The sequence below is a fragment of the Ancylobacter polymorphus genome (genome assembly GCF_030813495.1).
In the GTDB taxonomy this organism is placed as follows: Bacteria; Pseudomonadota; Alphaproteobacteria; order Rhizobiales; family Xanthobacteraceae; genus Ancylobacter; species Ancylobacter polymorphus.
Genome location: NZ_JAUSUI010000004.1, coordinates 228827 through 244798, shown reverse-complemented (window position 1 = coordinate 244798; position 15972 = coordinate 228827). Strand labels below are relative to the sequence as shown.

Annotated in this window: 19 protein-coding genes; 10 read left to right on the top strand and 9 right to left on the bottom strand. The window is 68.5% G+C overall.

Features of this window, described 5'->3' with window-relative positions; genetic code table 11:
- Positions 1–8: 8 nt before the first annotated feature.
- Both J2S75_RS10870 and J2S75_RS10865 read left to right on the top strand, forming a co-directional pair.
- Positions 9–224: a cold-shock protein gene (locus J2S75_RS10870; RefSeq protein ID WP_091436046.1), complete on the top strand. Its 216-nt coding sequence runs from the start codon at positions 9–11 to the stop codon at positions 222–224.
- A 101-nt stretch (positions 225–325) separates the two neighbouring features.
- A complete protein-coding gene (locus J2S75_RS10865) occupies positions 326–934 on the top strand; it encodes a glutathione S-transferase family protein (RefSeq protein WP_307019877.1) in 609 nt (202 codons plus the stop codon).
- Positions 935–1031: 97 nt separating this feature from the next.
- Here the strand turns inward: J2S75_RS10865 and J2S75_RS10860 are convergent, their stop codons facing one another.
- Both J2S75_RS10860 and J2S75_RS10855 read right to left on the bottom strand, forming a co-directional pair.
- Entirely contained in the window at positions 1032–1682 is a 651-nt protein-coding gene (locus J2S75_RS10860) for an outer membrane protein (protein ID WP_307019876.1), read from the bottom strand.
- Between the two features lie 362 nt (positions 1683–2044).
- On the bottom strand, positions 2045–2659 hold the full coding sequence (locus J2S75_RS10855) for an outer membrane protein (RefSeq protein ID WP_307019875.1): 615 nt from the start codon (positions 2657–2659) through the stop codon (positions 2045–2047).
- A gap of 395 nt (positions 2660–3054) precedes the next feature.
- Between J2S75_RS10855 and J2S75_RS10850 the strand changes: the two genes are divergently transcribed.
- A complete protein-coding gene (locus J2S75_RS10850; RefSeq protein ID WP_307019874.1) occupies positions 3055–3837 on the top strand; it encodes an SDR family oxidoreductase in 783 nt (260 codons plus the stop codon).
- 18 nt (positions 3838–3855) lie between these two features.
- Here the strand turns inward: J2S75_RS10850 and J2S75_RS10845 are convergent, their stop codons facing one another.
- Complete coding sequence (locus J2S75_RS10845) at positions 3856–4791, bottom strand: DMT family transporter (RefSeq protein WP_307019873.1); 936 nt, start codon at positions 4789–4791, stop codon at positions 3856–3858.
- 161 nt (positions 4792–4952) lie between these two features.
- On the opposite strand from J2S75_RS10845, the gene uvrC reads away from it, so the two are divergent.
- The 4 genes from uvrC to J2S75_RS10825 all read left to right on the top strand — a co-directional run bounded on the left by uvrC (position 4953) and on the right by J2S75_RS10825 (position 8506).
- Positions 4953–6998: an excinuclease ABC subunit UvrC gene (uvrC, locus tag J2S75_RS10840; protein WP_307019872.1), complete on the top strand. Its 2046-nt coding sequence runs from the start codon at positions 4953–4955 to the stop codon at positions 6996–6998.
- A 144-nt stretch (positions 6999–7142) separates the two neighbouring features.
- The gene (gene pgsA, locus J2S75_RS10835) at positions 7143–7784 is read left to right on the top strand and encodes a CDP-diacylglycerol--glycerol-3-phosphate 3-phosphatidyltransferase (protein ID WP_370874118.1); all 642 of its coding nucleotides are present in this window, start codon (positions 7143–7145) and stop codon (positions 7782–7784) included.
- Complete coding sequence (moaD, locus tag J2S75_RS10830; RefSeq protein WP_307019871.1) at positions 7781–8032, top strand: molybdopterin converting factor subunit 1; 252 nt, start codon at positions 7781–7783, stop codon at positions 8030–8032. The genes pgsA and moaD overlap by 4 nt, the downstream gene beginning before the upstream one ends.
- 15 nt (positions 8033–8047) lie before the next feature.
- Positions 8048–8506 carry a molybdenum cofactor biosynthesis protein MoaE gene (locus J2S75_RS10825; RefSeq protein ID WP_307019870.1) on the top strand — a complete coding sequence of 153 codons (459 nt, stop codon included), beginning with the start codon at positions 8048–8050 and terminating at the stop codon, positions 8504–8506.
- A gap of 115 nt (positions 8507–8621) precedes the next feature.
- Here the strand turns inward: J2S75_RS10825 and J2S75_RS10820 are convergent, their stop codons facing one another.
- Positions 8622–9512: a branched-chain amino acid aminotransferase gene (locus tag J2S75_RS10820; RefSeq protein ID WP_307019869.1), complete on the bottom strand. Its 891-nt coding sequence runs from the start codon at positions 9510–9512 to the stop codon at positions 8622–8624.
- Between the two features lie 252 nt (positions 9513–9764).
- Here J2S75_RS10820 and J2S75_RS10815 point away from each other — a divergent pair, with 252 nt between their 5' ends.
- From J2S75_RS10815 to J2S75_RS10805, 3 genes are all read left to right on the top strand, one after another.
- Positions 9765–10346 carry a MarR family winged helix-turn-helix transcriptional regulator gene (locus J2S75_RS10815; protein ID WP_307019868.1) on the top strand — a complete coding sequence of 194 codons (582 nt, stop codon included), beginning with the start codon at positions 9765–9767 and terminating at the stop codon, positions 10344–10346.
- 13 nt (positions 10347–10359) lie between these two features.
- Complete coding sequence (locus J2S75_RS10810) at positions 10360–11100, top strand: response regulator (protein WP_307019867.1); 741 nt, start codon at positions 10360–10362, stop codon at positions 11098–11100.
- A gap of 62 nt (positions 11101–11162) precedes the next feature.
- Positions 11163–12500 (top strand): ATP-binding protein, encoded by a 1338-nt coding sequence (locus J2S75_RS10805; RefSeq protein WP_307020071.1) that lies wholly within the window; start codon positions 11163–11165, stop codon positions 12498–12500.
- A gap of 125 nt (positions 12501–12625) precedes the next feature.
- Here the strand turns inward: J2S75_RS10805 and J2S75_RS10800 are convergent, their stop codons facing one another.
- The 5 genes from J2S75_RS10800 to J2S75_RS10780 form a co-directional block, all read right to left on the bottom strand.
- Positions 12626–12979, bottom strand: a complete 354-nt coding sequence (locus J2S75_RS10800) for a tRNA-binding protein (RefSeq protein WP_307019866.1) — start codon at positions 12977–12979, stop codon at positions 12626–12628.
- Between the two features lie 93 nt (positions 12980–13072).
- Positions 13073–13789 (bottom strand): TetR/AcrR family transcriptional regulator, encoded by a 717-nt coding sequence (locus tag J2S75_RS10795; RefSeq protein WP_307019865.1) that lies wholly within the window; start codon positions 13787–13789, stop codon positions 13073–13075.
- A gap of 112 nt (positions 13790–13901) precedes the next feature.
- The gene (gene proC / locus J2S75_RS10790) at positions 13902–14726 is read right to left on the bottom strand and encodes a pyrroline-5-carboxylate reductase (protein WP_307019864.1); all 825 of its coding nucleotides are present in this window, start codon (positions 14724–14726) and stop codon (positions 13902–13904) included.
- Positions 14727–14828: 102 nt separating this feature from the next.
- Entirely contained in the window at positions 14829–15329 is a 501-nt protein-coding gene (locus J2S75_RS10785; protein ID WP_244375672.1) for a type III secretion system chaperone family protein, read from the bottom strand.
- Between the two features lie 258 nt (positions 15330–15587).
- Complete coding sequence (locus J2S75_RS10780; protein ID WP_244375670.1) at positions 15588–15875, bottom strand: accessory factor UbiK family protein; 288 nt, start codon at positions 15873–15875, stop codon at positions 15588–15590.
- Positions 15876–15972 lie beyond the last annotated feature (97 nt).

The following is a 15972-nucleotide window of genomic DNA, read 5'->3' as shown; positions in this document are numbered from 1 at the left end:
GCAGGCGCATGGCGACGATGGGCACCGTCAAATTCTTCAACACCGACAAGGGCTATGGCTTCATCCGGCCGGATGATGGAGGCCGCGACGTGTTCGTGCATGTCTCGGCCGTCACCCGTTCCGGCCTCGGCACGCTGATGGAAGGCCAGCGCGTGAGCTTCGAGATCGAGCCGGACAAGCGCGGCAAGGGGCCGAAGGCCATCGACCTGCAGCCGGCCGACTGATAAGCCTGCCGGCCGAAGCTGCGGCGCCGCCGCGGCCGGGCGCAGGCGTCACCGGGCATCCGGCACGGGGGCGGCTGGCCCCTCAGAAGGTGCCGAACCCGATGAAGCTTCGCTCCTCCCCGCTGTCTCCGTTCGGGCGCAAGGTCAAGATCGGCGCCATTCTGTGCGACATCCATCTCGATGTCGTGCCGGCCGACACGACCGACCCCGCCGATTCCCTGCGGGAGCAGAACCCGCTCGGCAAGATTCCGGTGCTGCTGCGCGAGGACGGTCCGGCGATCTACGATTCCCGCGTCATCGTCGAGTATCTCGACATGGTGGCGGGCGGCGGCGTGCTGATCCCCGCGAGCGGCGAGGACCGCATCGCGGCCTTGACGATGCTCGCGCTCGGCGACGGCATTTCCGACGCCGCGCTGCTGCAGATCTATGAGAGCCGCTTCCGCGACGCCGACACCCACAGCGCCCGCTGGCTCGACCATCAGGCGGGCAAGGTGGCGCGCGGGCTGGCGGCGCTCGAAGCCGCGCCGCCGCAGCCACTGCCGGTAAGCGCTGCCGCGCATATCGGCGAGGTCGCGGTTGCCTGCGCGCTCGGCTATCTCGACCTGCGCTTTGCCGGCGCCTGGCGCGCCGGCCATCCCGCTCTGGTGGCCTGGCTCGACGCCTTTGCCGCGCGTGTGCCCGCTTTCGAGGCAACGACGCCGCAGGCCTGACCTTTCGCCCGGATCTTTCGCACCGCCACCCGGCCAAGAAAAAGGCCCCGGATCATCGATCCGGGGCCTTCTTTCTGGAGGCAGCGTCAGCCGCGCATCAGAACTTGTAGTTCACGCCCGCGCGGACGATGTTGGCCGTCAGGCCGGACTTGTAGCCGATGCTGTCGTAATAGTCCTCGCCGAGATCCATGTAGAGATACTCGCCCTTGATCGTCCAGTTGTTGGTGAGGGCGTATTCCACGCCGCCACCGACCGTCCAGCCGGTCTGGGTCTTGTCCGTGGACAGGCCGTACAGATTGTCGCGCACTTCGGTGTGGCCGTAAGCGAGACCGCCGGTCACGTAGGGAAGAATGTTGCCGAAGGCATAGCCGAGGCGGGCGCGGACGGTGCCGAAATAGTCCATCTTGGACTCGAAGCCGGCATAGGTGTCCTTGATGTCGGAGCCCTGGAAGTCGGCTTCGACGCCCACCACGACATTATTGGCGAACTGGTAGTTCACGCCGATCTGACCGCCGCCGAGGAAGCCCGACCCATCGAGATTGACGATGCCCGCGCCGCCTTCGCCCGAACCCCAAGCATAGCCGGCATTGGCGCCGAGATAGAAGCCGGTCCAGGTGAAGGCCGGCTCGACGATCATCGGCGCAGCCTTGGTGGGATAGGGCTGCTGCCGCGCCAGATCGGCCGCGAAGGCGGGGGCGGCGGCGAGGAGGGCGGCCGCAGCGACGCCCGAGCAGAGGATCTTCTTCATGGCTATTCTCCGAAAGATTCCTGAAACCAGGAAAGGCGTGCGCAACCCCTTGGGCTTGCGTCTCGGAGCATGAAGTAGAAGCGCAGATGGGCAGGCCAAGGGCTGGATTGGGGCAGCCTCGCCGCATTTTCGGCTCCCACCATCCAAGTGAGAGGCCGGAAGAGGCGGAAAACCGTTCGCGTGCAACGGTTCTCGCGCCTCGGGAGGCCACTCACAGAACGGTGAACCGCGCAACAATTCCGCCATGATCGACTGACGATCCTAAACGGGGTGTGTCGTGCATGTCACAAACCTCGCCACTCCGCCACCGTCGGCACAGGACGACGGCGCGGAATCGGGGCGGCCGTGCGCTCCGTCGAGCCTCAGAAGCGGTAATTGACGCCGGCGCGCAGCACATTCGCGCTCATGCCGACATCGCGCGGGCCGAAGAAGCTGGCATAGGTCTCGTCGCCGAGGTCGATATAGAGATACTCGCCCTTGACGCTCCAATTGCCGCCCAGCGCATATTCGGCGCCGGCGCCGAGCGTCCAACCGAGATGGTTGCGGTCATTGGAGAGGCCGAGCAGCTGGTAGCTGCCGCCGCCATAGGCGAAGCCGCCGGTGCCGTAGATCAGGAACTGGTCGAAGGCGTAGCCGATGCGGGCCCGCACCGTGCCGAAATAATCGAGCGTGAACACCGAGCTCGACACATCCGCATACTGGATGTCGGCCTCCACGCCGAACACCAGCGGCCCGGCGCCCTGCCAGTTATAGCCCGCCTGCAGGCCGCCGAGGAAACCGTCGACATCCGGCGAGGAGTCGGCTTCGCCCCAGCCATAGCCGGCATTGGCGCCGAGATAGAAGCCGGTCCAGGTGAACACCGGCGCCGGCGCATAGGAGGCCACCGGGGCGGGCGCGGGATAGGACATGTCCGCCGCCGCGGCAGGAACGGCCATCAGGGCCACAAGCCCGAGGCCGGCACGGATGCTGTTGTTCATAGTCGTCTCCTGAAAACCTGGCTCAGCCACCGGCGAGCCAACACATCTCGCCTTCGCTGAAACAATTCAGAAGAGACGACAAAGATGCGGCCGAAATTTCGCGGAAATCTGCAAGGCAATATTATGCTTAATGAATCGTATACTTCATGTATACGAAAGTACCGCCAAACGATGCGCGCATTGGACCATCGGTCAAAATCCCGGCGCAGGCACTCTATGGCCTCGCGCCGCGCGGAGCGGTAAGAAAGCGCGCCTTTCGGGCATGGAAGTACCAAGGCGCGGCAGGAAAATACCCATCCGCACTCCACGCCCTCATCCAGCATCGCGCCTCACCCGTATTGTTGGCCGGGCGAGGCGTCGCCCTACCCTGCCCCTGCCAACACCCCTGAGACCGCATGTCCCTTTCCCCCGCCTCCGCCCCGTCTTCTCCCCGCCCCGTCGCCCTCGTCACCGGCGGCGCGGTGCGGATTGGCCGCGCCATCTCTCTGCGGCTCGCGCAGGAGGGCTATGACATCGCCCTGCATGTGCGCCGGTCCGGTCCGGCGGCCGAGGCCACGGCGGCGGAGATCGCGGGGCTGGGTGGACGCGCGGTCATCCTCACCGCCGAGCTAGTGGAGGCGGAGGCGGTGGACGCGCTCATTCCCGCCGCCGTGGCGGCGCTGGGGCCGCTCAGCCTGCTGGTCAACAACGCCTCGGAATTCCAGCCCGACACGCTGGAGACGCTCGACCTCGCGCTGTGGGAGCGCCACATGGCGGCGAATCTGCGCGCGCCGGTGCAGCTGGCCCGCGCCTTCGCCGCGCAGCTACCAGAGGGCGCGCGCGGCGGCGTGGTCAACATTATCGACCAGCGCGTGCTGAAGCCGACACCGGCCTATTTCTCCTACAGCGTCGCCAAGGAAGCGCTATGGTCCGCCACCCGCATGATGGCGCAGGCGCTGGCGCCGCGCGTGCGGGTCAATGCCGTCGGCCCCGGCCCGACGCTGGCCAATGGCCGGCAGGACGATGAGGCCTTTGCCCGCCAGTCCGCCTCTGTGTTGCTGGGGCGCGGCCCGCAGCCGGAGGAGATCGCCGATGCCGTCGCCTATCTCGCCCGCGCCGCCAGCGTCACCGGACAGATGATCGCGGTGGATGGCGGCCAGCATCTCGCCTGGCGCACCCCCGACGTGGAAGAGGACTGAGCCCGGCGCCGCCGGCGTTCAGCGCTTGCGCGCGTCGCTCAGCGTGAACCAGCCGATGCTGGTCATGACCAGCACCGCGCCGGCGATCTCGGCGGGGCTGGCGCTCTCGCCGAGAAACAGCACCGCCAGCACCATGGTCGCGACCGGGCTCACCGTGCTGATCATCGAGTTTGCCTGCGCCGAGATGCGCTTGAGCGCTGCGTTCATCAGGAAGGTCGGCAGCACCGTGGCGCCGATGGCGACCATCACCGCCAGCGTCAGCCCGTGCGGCGACACCATCAGCGCGTCCACCGGCCGCACCAGCGCGAACTGGCCGATCGCCATCACCGAAGCCGCAATCATGGCGATGCAGGTGAACAGCGCCGAGCCGACCTTCTGCAGCAGCGAGCGGGCGCACAGCAGATAGAGCGCGAAGCTGATCGCTGCCAGCGTCACCAGCACCGCGCCCTTCACCACATCCGAGCCCATGACGCTGACATTCTGCAGGAAGATCAGCGCCAGCCCGCCATAGCACACCGCGAAGGCCAGCATCGCCTTGGGGCGGATCGGCTGGCCGAACAGCAGCGCGCCGAACAGCGCGACATAGATGGGGTAGGTGAAGAGGATGAGCCGGCTGAACGAGGCCGAGGCATATTGCAGCCCGGCGAAGTCGAGATAGCTCGCCAGCCAGTAGCCGAGCGCGCCCACCAGCATCGACTGCACCACCAGCTTTCCGCTCGGCAGAGGTTCGCCCATGCCGCGCAGGCGCAGCAGCGCCAGCGCGCCGATGACGAGATAGAACGGCAGCGAGAAGGCCATGCGCAGCGCCAGCAGCGTCTCCGGGTCGATGCCCTCGGCATAGGCGAGCTTGATGATGATGCCCTTGGACGCGAACAAGGTGGCCCCGGCGGCACCGAAGGCATAGCCGGCCCAGGGCAGCGGCGGGGTGGAGACGGCTTGGCTCGATGCGGACATGAAGCTCCCATAGGCGCTTTTTCCAGCCCACGCATCCTCCCCCGGCGCAGGACGGCCCGGCGCCCGGCGCATGTTCCACCCCGTGCCGGAACGCGAACAGGCGCGGGGAAGAGGCGCCCGGCCCCTGTTCGCCCGCGCCGCAGATGCGTATCTAGGGAATTATGATTGCCCGACCGACCCGCGACATGCCCGACCTCGACGCCGACGATGCCGACATCGCCGAGCTCGACCAGGACGAGGCCTTCATTGCCGACCTTGCCGAGGAGGCCGAACCCGCGCCGGGCTCCGTCGCCATGGGCCGCGCCGCTATTGCGCGCGCCCTCAAGCACGCGCCGAGCGGGCCCGGCGTCTACCGCATGCTGGGGCCGGACGGCACGGTGCTCTATGTCGGCAAGGCGAAGAGCATCAAGCGCCGCATCGTCGCCTATACCCGCCCGACCGGGCTCACCGCCCGCATCATGCGCATGGTGGCGGCCACGGCCGAGATGGAATTCGTCTCCACCGGCACCGAGACCGAGGCGCTGCTGCTGGAAGCGAACCTCATCAAGCAGCTGCGCCCGCGCTTCAACGTGCTGCTGCGCGACGACAAGTCGTTTCCCTATATCCTCATCACCCGCGACCATGTCTCGCCGCAGATCACCAAGCATCGCGGCGCCCGCAACCGGCCGGGCGATTATTACGGGCCCTTCGCCTCGGTCTGGGCGGTCAACCGCACCATCAACGCGCTGCAGAAGGCGTTTCTGGTGCGCTCCTGCTCCGACAGCTTCTACGAGGCGCGCACCCGCCCCTGCCTGCTGTTCCAGATCAAGCGCTGCGCCGGCCCCTGCACCGGCGAGGTCAGCCACACCGACTATGCCGAATATGTCCGCGAGGCGCGCGACTTCCTCTCCGGCCGCAGCAAGGCGGTGAAGGAGCAGCTCGCGCGCGAGATGGAAGCCGCTTCGCAGGAGCTGGAATTCGAACGCGCCGCCGCCCTGCGCGACCGCCTCGCCGCGCTCTCCGCCGTGCAGGGCACGCAGGGCATCAACCCCCGCTCGGTGGAAGAGGCGGACGTGTTCGCCATCCATCAGGAAGGCGGGGCGACCTGCGTGCAGGTGTTCTTCTTCCGCACCGGCCAGAACTGGGGCAACCACGCGCTCTATCCCCGCGCCGACCGGACGCTGGAGATCGGCGAGGTGCTGGAATCGTTCCTTGCCCAGTTCTATGAGGACAAGCCCTGCCCGCGCCTCATCCTGCTCAGCCACGACATCGCCGAGCGTGAGCTGCTGGAAGAGGCGCTTTCCACCCGCGCCGGCCATCGCGTGGAGATCGCGGCCCCCAAGCGCGGCGAGAAGCGCGAGCTGGTGGAGCACGCGCTGCAGAACGCCCGCGAGGCGCTCGGCCGCAAGCTGGCGGAAAGCGCCAGCCAGGCCCGGCTGCTGGAGGAACTCGCCCGCGCCTTCGCTCTCCAGGGCTCGCCGAAGCGGATCGAGGTCTATGACAACAGCCACATCATGGGCTCGAACGCCGTCGGCGGCATGATCGTCGCCGGGCCGGAAGGCTTCGCCAAGAGCCAGTACCGCAAGTTCAACATCCGCTCGACCGAACTCACCCCCGGCGACGATTACGGCATGATGCGCGAAGTGCTAACGCGCCGCTTCTCCCGCCTCTTGAAGGAGAATCCGCGCGCGGGCGCGTCGCCTCTCCCCGAGGGAGAAGAGGCGCCACCATCCCCGGCCGGCGACGGCGAGGAGGTCTCCGCCGCCTCCTCCGCCTGGCCGGACCTTCTGCTCATCGACGGCGGCCCCGGCCAGTTGAAGGCGGCGCAGGAGACCCTCGCCGGCCTCGGCGTCACCGATGTGCCCATGGTCGGCGTCGCCAAGGGGCCGGACCGCGATGCCGGCCGCGAGACCTTCTATGTCGAGGGGCGTGAGCCCTTCCGGCTGGAGCCGCGCGACCCGGTGCTGTATTTCGTCCAGCGCCTGCGCGACGAGGCGCACCGCTTCGCCATTGGCTCGCACCGCGCGCGGCGCAAGAAGGACCTGACCCAGGCCGGGCTGCAGGAGATTCCCGGCATCGGCCCGACCCGCAAGCGCGCGCTGCTGCACCATTTCGGTACGCTCAAGGCCATTGAGCGCGCCTCGCTCGCCGATCTCGAAGGCGTGCCGGGGGTGAACGCGGCGACGGCGCGGGCGGTTTACGACTTCTTTCATGCCAAGGCGACATGAAGGACCGGAACGGCCATGCGCGTCATGTGATGGCCACAGCCCTGACGCATCGTGATAAGCCTGCGGCAGGCAAGGCTGGGGACCGGGACGCGATTGACGCGGCCGGCTCGCATGTTTACCTGCCTGTGAGGGAGCCGGCGCAGTATGGTCGATGTCGCATCTAACCCGCAGACGGATCGGGAGCCGGCCAAGGTGACGCGCGGACACGCCATGTCGCTGCCCAACATCCTCACCTATGGCCGCTGCGTGGCGGTGCCGCTGGTGGCGGCGTGCCTGTTCTGGTCCGACATTCTCGAAGGCGGCCTGTGGCTGCGCTGGGTGGCCGTGGCGCTTTACGCGGTCGCCGCCATCACGGATTTCTTCGACGGCTATCTTGCCCGCGCCTGGTCGCAGCAATCGGCCATCGGCCGCATGCTCGACCCCATCGCCGACAAGCTTCTGGTCTCCGCCTCGCTGCTGATGCTGGCCTCGGACGGCACGATTCGCGGCTGGTCGCTGTGGGCGGCGCTGGTGATCCTGTGCCGCGAGATTCTCGTCTCCGGCCTGCGCGAATTTCTCGCCGAACTGCGCGTCAGCGTTCCCGTCACCCGCCTCGCCAAATGGAAGACCACCGCCCAGCTGGTCGCGGTCGGCGTGCTGCTGGCCGGCCCGGCGGCGGACCTCGTGGTGCCCGGCATCACCTTGTTCGGCATCGGCCTGTTGTGGATCGCGGCGCTGCTGACGCTCTATACCGGCTGGGACTATTTCCGCGCCGGGGCCCGCCATCTGATCGGGGACGACGCGTGAAGGTGCTGTATTTCGCCTGGGTGCGCGAGCGCATCGGGCTGGAGGCGGAGGAGGTCGCGGTGCCGGAAGGCGTCGCTACCGTCGCCGAACTCGCCGCCCATCTCGCCGCCCGCGGCGAGGGCTATGCCCGCGCCTTCGAGAATCCGCGCATCGTCCGCGCGGCGCTCGACCGGCGGCACGCCCGGCCCGACACGCCGCTGGGCGGCGCGCGCGAGATTGCCTTCTTCCCGCCCATGACGGGCGGCTGAACGAGCGAGGTGAGCATGTTCACCGTCCGCATCCAGGCGCAGGATTTCGACCCCGCGCAGGAGGCCGCCGCCCTGTCGCGCGGGCGCACCGACATCGGCGCCGTCGTCACCTTCACCGGCCTGTGCCGCGCGCAGGACGCCCCTGGCGGCGCCCCGCTCATCGCGCTGACGCTGGAACATTATCCCGGCATGGCGGAGGAGGAGATCGGCCGTCTGGTCGAGCAGGCCCGCGCCCGCTGGCCGCTCATCGGCGCCACCGTCATCCACCGCTATGGCCGCATGGTGCCGGGCGACAATATCGTGCTCGTCGTCACCGCCTCCGCCCACCGCGCCGCCGCTTTCGAGGCGGCCGAATTCCTGATGGACTGGCTGAAGACCAGCGCGCCGTTCTGGAAGATGGAGGAGCGCGACGAGGGCACGGCCTGGGTCGCCGCCAAGGATGAAGACGACGACGCGGCGGAGCGCTGGAACTAGGCGCCTCTTTTGCCTCCGCCCTGCGGGCGGCGGCCGGGATGACGGCGAAAGAGCCAGGCAAACGAAAAATGCCGGCCCGAGGGCCGGCATTTCCATTCGGCGATCTTTGCAGCCCTCAGGCCGCTTCCGCCTTCTTCGGCTGCACTTCGGACATGTAGTCCTCCAGCAGCGTCTTGGTCACCGGGCCGGGCTGGAAGTGCTGGCCGGCGATCTCGGAAACCGGCGTCACCTCGGCGGCGCTGCCGGTGATGAAGCACTCGTCGAAGCTCGGCAGTTCCTCCGGCATGATCGCCCGCTCCACCACCTCGATGCCGCGCCGCCTGGCGAGCGCGATCACCGTCTGGCGGGTGATGCCATTGAGGAAAGCGTCGGCTTCCGGCGTGTGGACCACGCCGTCCTTGACGAAGAAGATATTGGCGCCGGTGCATTCGGCGACGCGGCCGCGCCAGTCCAGCATCAGCGCGTCGGCGAAGCCCTCGCGCTCGGCGGCGTGCTTGGAGATGGTGCAGATCATGTAGAGGCCGGCGGCCTTCGAGGTCGAGGGCGCGGTCTGCGGATCGGGACGGCGGTACTTGGCCATGCCGATGCGGATGCCCTTGAGCCGCTGCGCCGGGTCGAAATAGCTCGGCCATTCCCACGCCGCGATGGCGAGGTGGATCTGGTTGTGCTGGGCGGAAACGCCCATCATGTCCGAGCCGCGCCAGGCGACGGGGCGCAGATAGGCGTCCACCAGCTTCTGCCGGGTCAGCAATTCGCGGCAGGCGGCGTTGATCTCGTCCTCGCTGTAGGGAATCTCGAAGTCGAGCAGTTCAGCGCTGCGCTTCAGCCGCGCCGTGTGCTCTTCGAGCTTGAAAATCTCGCCGCCATAAGCGCGCTCGCCCTCGAACACGCAGCTGCCATAGTGCAGCCCGTGGGTCAGTACATGGACCTGCGCGTCCTGCCAGGGCACGAAGGCGCCGTCATACCAGATCCAGCCGCTGCGTTTGTCGAAAGGTTCGCTCGCCATGGTTAAGTCTCCCAACCGGGGCGCCGACGCGCCATGGGAGGCGCCGGAGCCCTTCTGTTCCTTCGGCATGGTGGCTACGGCCTGCCCGGCGAGAGCGCAACGCTTTGCCTCGCGGCCGAAGTCCCGTTATCGTCGCGGCTCTGCACGAGCGGGCACGACTTTGTCCTGTTCCGAGGCGGATCGGGCGGCAAGCCGAACGATCCTTTCGTTGAACGGGACATCTGGGTAACGATCATAACGAAAAAAGTCAACATGGCTGACATAAATGTCTCGCTGACAGCGCGCACCGGCAAGAGCGAGCCGGGGGTGGCGCGTGGCTCTTCGCCTTCCGAGGGCGAGCCGATGCTCGACCTCATCGAGCTCTTGTTCTTCGCCTATCGCAATTTCGTCAGCGATCCCGACGAGATCCTGCAGGGCTTCGGCTTCGGCCGGGCGCATCACCGGGTGCTGCATTTCGTCAATCGCCATCCCGGCATGCGCGTCACCGACCTCTTGGACATTCTGCGCATCACCAAGCAGAGCCTCGGCCGGGTGCTGCGGGAGCTTGTGGACCAGGGCTTCATCGACAGCCGCGCCGGTGCCTCCGACCGCCGCCAGCGCCTGCTCTACCTCACCCCGAAGGGCGAGGCGCTGACCCAGGAATTCGTCGCCATCCAGTCCCGCCGCATCCGCCGGGCGCTGGAGGAGAGCGGCGGCGAGTCGCGCGAGCTGGTGCGCCGCTTTCTTGTCGCCATGATCGACCCGGAAGATCGCAGTTCGACCGAGAAGCTGATCGCCCGCGCCGACCAGGCCGTGGAGGCGCGCAGCGCCGCCCGCGGCCGGACGGCCGGCTGACGGGAGGACCGCCATGCTCGACGCCCGCCTGAGCCCGGCCGAAGCGGCAAGGGAATCCCGCACCATGCCTGCCGACGACGCCTTCCACCTGCTCATCGTCGATGACGACCGCCGCATTCGCGACCTGCTGTCGCGCTTCCTTACCGAGCACGGCTACCGCGTCACCACGGCGGAATCCGCGGCGGACGCCCGCGCCCGGCTCGGCGGCCTCACCTTCGACCTCCTGATCCTCGACGTGATGATGCCGGGCGAGAACGGCTTCGACCTCGCCCGCTCGGTGCGCGCCGATTCTCCCGTGCCCATCCTCATGCTCACCGCCCGCTCCGAGCCGGGCGACCGCATCGAGGGGCTGGAGATCGGCGCCGATGACTATCTCGCCAAGCCGTTCGAGCCTCGGGAACTGCTGCTGCGCATCGGCAACATCATCAAGCGCGCCGCCCCGCCGCCGGCGCAGGCCATCGAGGCGGTGCGCTTCGGGCCGTTCACCTTCCACCTCGCGCGCGGCGAACTCACCCGCGACGGCGAGCTGGTGCGCCTCACCGACCGCGAGCGCGACATGCTGCGGGTGCTGGGCGAGGCGCCGGGCCAGACCGTGCCGCGCCAGGACCTCGTCGCCCCCGGCGTCGCGGCCGGCGACCGGGCGGTGGATGTGCAGGTCAACCGGCTGCGCCGCAAGATCGAGCGCGACCCGGCCAATCCCGCCTATGTGCAGACGGTGCGCGGCGTCGGCTACCGGCTGGTCGTCGCTCCTTGAGGCCGCGCGACACCAGCGTGGTGGGCGCCGCGCGGGCGCGGCTGCGCCTCACCCAGCGCCGCATGCGGGAGAACAATGCCCGCTTCGGCGCGTGGTTCAACCGCGTCATGCCGAAGGGCCTGTTCGCCCGCTCGCTGATCATCATCGTCACCCCGGTCGTGATCCTGCAATCGGTGCTCGCCTTCGTGTTCATGGAGCGGCACTACAACACGGTGACGCGCCGTCTCTCCGCGGCGGTGTCGCAGGACATCACCGCCGTCACCCAGCTCGCCGTGGCCTTCCCGACCGAGGAAGACCAGGACAAGATCAAGCGCATCGCCCAGCTCACTTTGGGCCTCACCGTGGACTTCTTGCCTGGGGAACGCCTGCCGCCGCCCGGCCCGAAACCCTTCTTCTCCACCCTCGATTCCGCCTTCACCAGCGAACTCGCCAAGCGCCTGCACCGGCCGTTCTGGACCGACACGGTGGGCAATTCCAACCTCATCGAGGTGCGGGTGCAGCTGGACGACATGGTGCTGCGGGTGTTCGCCCGCCGCAGCCAGGCTTACCTGTCCAATTCGCACATCTTCCTGTTGTGGATGGTAGGCACCGCGCTGGTGCTGATGGCAGTGGCCATCCTGTTCCTGCGCAACCAGATCAAGCCGATCGAGGCGCTGGCCGATGCGGCCATCGCCTTCGGCAAGGGCCGCGACGTGCCCGGCTTCCGCCCGCGCGGCGCGCGCGAGGTGCGCGGCGCGGCGCTGGCCTTTCTGGAAATGAAACGGCGCATCGAGCGGCAGATCGAGCAGCGCACCACCATGCTCGCCGGCGTCAGCCACGACATGCGCACCATCCTCACCCGGTTCAAGCTGGAACTGGCGCTGCTCGGCGACAGCGCCGACACCGAGGCGCTGCGCAAGGACGTCGACGATCTCCAGAGCATGCTGGAGGCCTATCTCGCCTTCGCCCGCGAGGATGTGGCGGAAACGCCGGCGCTCGCCGACATGGCGCGGCTGATCGAGGACGCGCGGTTCAATGCCGAGCGGGAGGGCGCCAGGGTGAGCGCCAGCTATAGCGGCGACCCGCTGGTGATGGTGCGTGTCGACGCCTTCCGCCGCTGCCTCGCCAATCTCGTCGGCAATGCCGGCCGCCACGCCGCGCGCATCGAAATCACAGGCACGCGCGACGAGCGCTGGCTCACCATCACCGTCGACGATGACGGGCCGGGCATCGCGCCCGATCTGCGCGAGGATGTGTTCCGTCCGTTCTTCCGGCTGGATGAGGCGCGCAACCAGGATGCCGGCGGCTCCGGCCTCGGCCTCACCATCGCCCGCGACGCCGCCCGCGCCCATGGCGGCGATGTCATCCTTGGCGAGAGCCCGCTCGGCGGCCTGCGCGCGACGATCCGGATTCCGGTGTAGGACGCCGCGCCTCGCCCCCCATTCACCCGTCATCCCGGACGCCCGAAGGGCGAGCCGGGATCGTAGGCGGAAATGGGGACGCGATCCCGGCTCTCGCGTCGCTCGGCCGGGATGACGGCTAATGCTCAGAACAGCCGCGCGCCGTTGGGCACATCCTGGTCCGGCTTGAACAGCACCACAGCGCCGTCGGCGTCGGGAAAGCCGAGGGTGAGCACTTCGGACATGACCGGGCCGATCTGGCGCGGGGGAAAGTTCACCACCGCCGCCACCTGCCGCCCGATGAGGTCCTCCGGCGCGTAATGCACGGTGATCTGCGCCGAGGATTTCTTGCAGCCGATATGCGGGCCGAAATCGATCACCAGTCTGATCGCCGGCTTGCGCGCTTCGGGAAAGGGCTCGGCCTGGATGATGGTGCCGACGCGGATGTCGACCTTGAGGAAATCCGCGATCGTGATCTGTTCGATGGGGGCAAGACTCATGATGAACGCCTCAAGCTGAACGCCGCGAACCCCGCGCCATACGCGCGCGGGGTGATTCCGGCGGTCAGTCTACGCGAAAGCCCCGCGCCGATGTCACGCCATGACCGGCGCGTCCGGCGGCGCGGGCGACGCCGCCTCGCTGGTGGCCGCCTCGGCGGGGGTGTCGGTGCCGCGACGCCCACGGCGTCCGCCGGTGGCGAGGCACACCGCGCCCTCGATCAGGCCGAGCGCCCGCTCGCCGCGCGCCAGCTCGCGGTCCAGCGCCGCCATGGTGCGGGCCAGCGCGGGGTCGTCGTCGCTGAGGAAGGTCTGCAGCACGCGGCCGAACACCAGCGCCAGCCCCTGCGCCCGCACCGCGCCCTTGAGGCCGGCCGTATCGATGCGCGCCGCCGCGAGCATCCATTGCTGCGAGCGCACGGAAAGCTTGTTCAGCGCCAGGGCGAAGAACGGGTTGCGCCGGGCCGAGTCCATCAGCGAGCGCAGCGCCGCCTTGTGCGGCGCCAGCACATCGAGCCGGCGCATCAGCACATCGACCAGCCGGTCGCGGGCCGGCTCGTCCGCCATGTCGTCCGTGGGGGCGGCGAGCACCTTGGAATCGACCTCGCGCAGGAAGCCGGAGAGCATGTCGAAGGTGGAGCCGAAAGCGGCGCGCAGCTCGGCAAGCGGCATTTTCGCCTCATCCGCCACCTCGCCGAGGCTGATGCGCTCGAAGGGTTTGCGCGCCAGCAGCCGCATAAAGCTGTCGAGGGCGAGGGCGCGGCCCTCGCTCGGCCTGTCGGTGGTTGCCTTCGTTCCCGCGGAGCGTGCCATGATGACCTCCAGTCCTGAACGTTGCCTTACCCTGATGTAAGGCGCGGCACGGCACTGGAGAAGCCCCCGCGCGGCAAATCCCGGCAGGGTCCGCGCACGAAAGCGGGAGCGCTCAGCCCGCGAGTTCGCGCGAACGCCGCGCGGCGGCCGCCACCGCCTCGGACAGCAGCGGTCCGAAGCCCTTTTCCTCATCCATCAGCACGGCGAGCGCCGCCGCCGTGGTGCCGTTGGGCGAGGTGACATTGCGGCGCAGCTGCGCCGGGTCGATGCCGGTACGAACCATCAGCTCGCCCGCGCCCGCCACCGTCGCCCGCGCCAGCCGGTCGGCCATGTCGGCGGGCAGGCCCGCCTGCGCCCCCGCCGCCGCCAGCGCCTCGGCCAGCAGGAACACATAGGCCGGGCCGGAGCCGGAAACGGCGGTGGCGACATCGATCAGCGCCTCGTCCTCAACCCATTCCACCCCGCCGGTGGCGCGCAGCAGCGCGTCGGCGATGTTCATCTGGTCGGGGCTCACGGCGCCATTGGCCACCGCCACCGTCACCCCGCGCCCGATCGCCGCCGGCGTATTGGGAATGGAGCGGACCACGGCCGCCCCGGCGGGGAAGTAGGATTGGAGAAAGCCGAGCGTGCGCCCCGCCATGACGGAGACGATGAGCGTGCCGGCATCGGCCAGCCCCGCCACGCGGGCGAGCACGTCGGGGGCCACCTGCGGCTTCACCGCCAGCAGCATCACCGCCGGCGGGCCGCCATTGAGCGGGTTCAGCGCCACGCCGCGCGCCTCGATGAGGGCAGCAACTTCCGCCGGCGGCGCCGGGTCGATCACCGCCGCCCGCGCCGGATCGAGCCCGAGATCAAGCCAGCCTTCCAGCATGGCGCCGCCCATCTTGCCGGCGCCGACAAGCAGCACCCGCCCGGGAATGTCGGAAAGTGTGGCCATCGTGGAACTCCCCTGCCCGCGCGCCCCCGCGCGCCGTCACGCGGCCTTAGTGCCGCCCGCGCGCGTCTTTGGCAATGGTGGGAAGTGCGCCGGCGACGCCGCTCAGGCTTCGCCGACGGTCTCGAACAGGGTGGCGTCCATCGCCTCGCGGGCGGTCTTGCCGGCCCAGACGACGAACTGGAAGGCGGGGAAATAGCGCTCCACCGCCTCGATGGCGCATTCCATCAGCACCTCGCACTGGCGGTCGGTGGCTTCCGCCCCGGCCAGCAGCAGCGCATGGCGGAACATGATGACGCCTTCCTTCGACCAGAGGTCGAAATGGCCGACCCACATCTGTTCGTTGATGAGCGAGAGCAGGCGCAGCACCTCGGTCTTGCGCTTCTCCGGCACCTTGAGATCGAAGGCGCAGGCGATGTGCAGGGCCTCGACCTCGTCCATCCACTGGAACGAGACATGGCAATCCGTCCAGCGCCCTTCGAGGGAGATGGTGATCTCGTCCTCGGCCGAGCGCTCGAAGGCCCATTCGTTGAGCGCGGCCATGCGCTCGACGAGATCCAGCGGGTTGAGGCTGATGTCGGTCTCGAAGTCACTAGTATGGGTCATGCTCGACCTCGCGAGGGTGGGACGCGGAGGGGGTCGAACGCACGCAACGCGACGGTTGCGGCAAGCCGTTCAAGAATCGAACGAATCGCCGTCGTCCCAACTATATCGCGCTGAATCCGTACCTCGCTACGACCGTTGTACCATGGTCCGTATAAAAACGGGCCATGGCGAAAATTGGCACTATTGACTTGTCGCGGGATTCGGCCCGGCGCGGCAAGCGCCGTGTCGAAGCGTCCACAAGCCAGGCGGACGAATGGCTCAGCCAAGCGAATCGGGCGGATCGATCGTCGCCTCAAGCTTGGACTCGCGGGCCTCCAGCGCGGCGATGCGGGCGGCGAGCCGCTCATTCTCCTCGCGCGCGGCGGCGGCGAGTTCCTTCACCGTCTCGAATTCCTCGCGGGTGACGACATCGAGCTCGCGCAGGATGCGCTCGGCCTGGGCGCGCATCACGCCTTCCGCCTCACGACGCACGCCGGTGGCGACGCCGGCCGCGTCGTTCATCAGCTTGGCGAAATCGTCGAAGATCCGGCCGGTGGTCTGGGTCATGGTCATCTCCCGGGATGAGGCCGGACCAATGCCGTGCCTTTGCAGAAACAATGGGGCGGCCGGGCGGTGATCGCAAGGGGAGCGGCCTCTGCGCGGT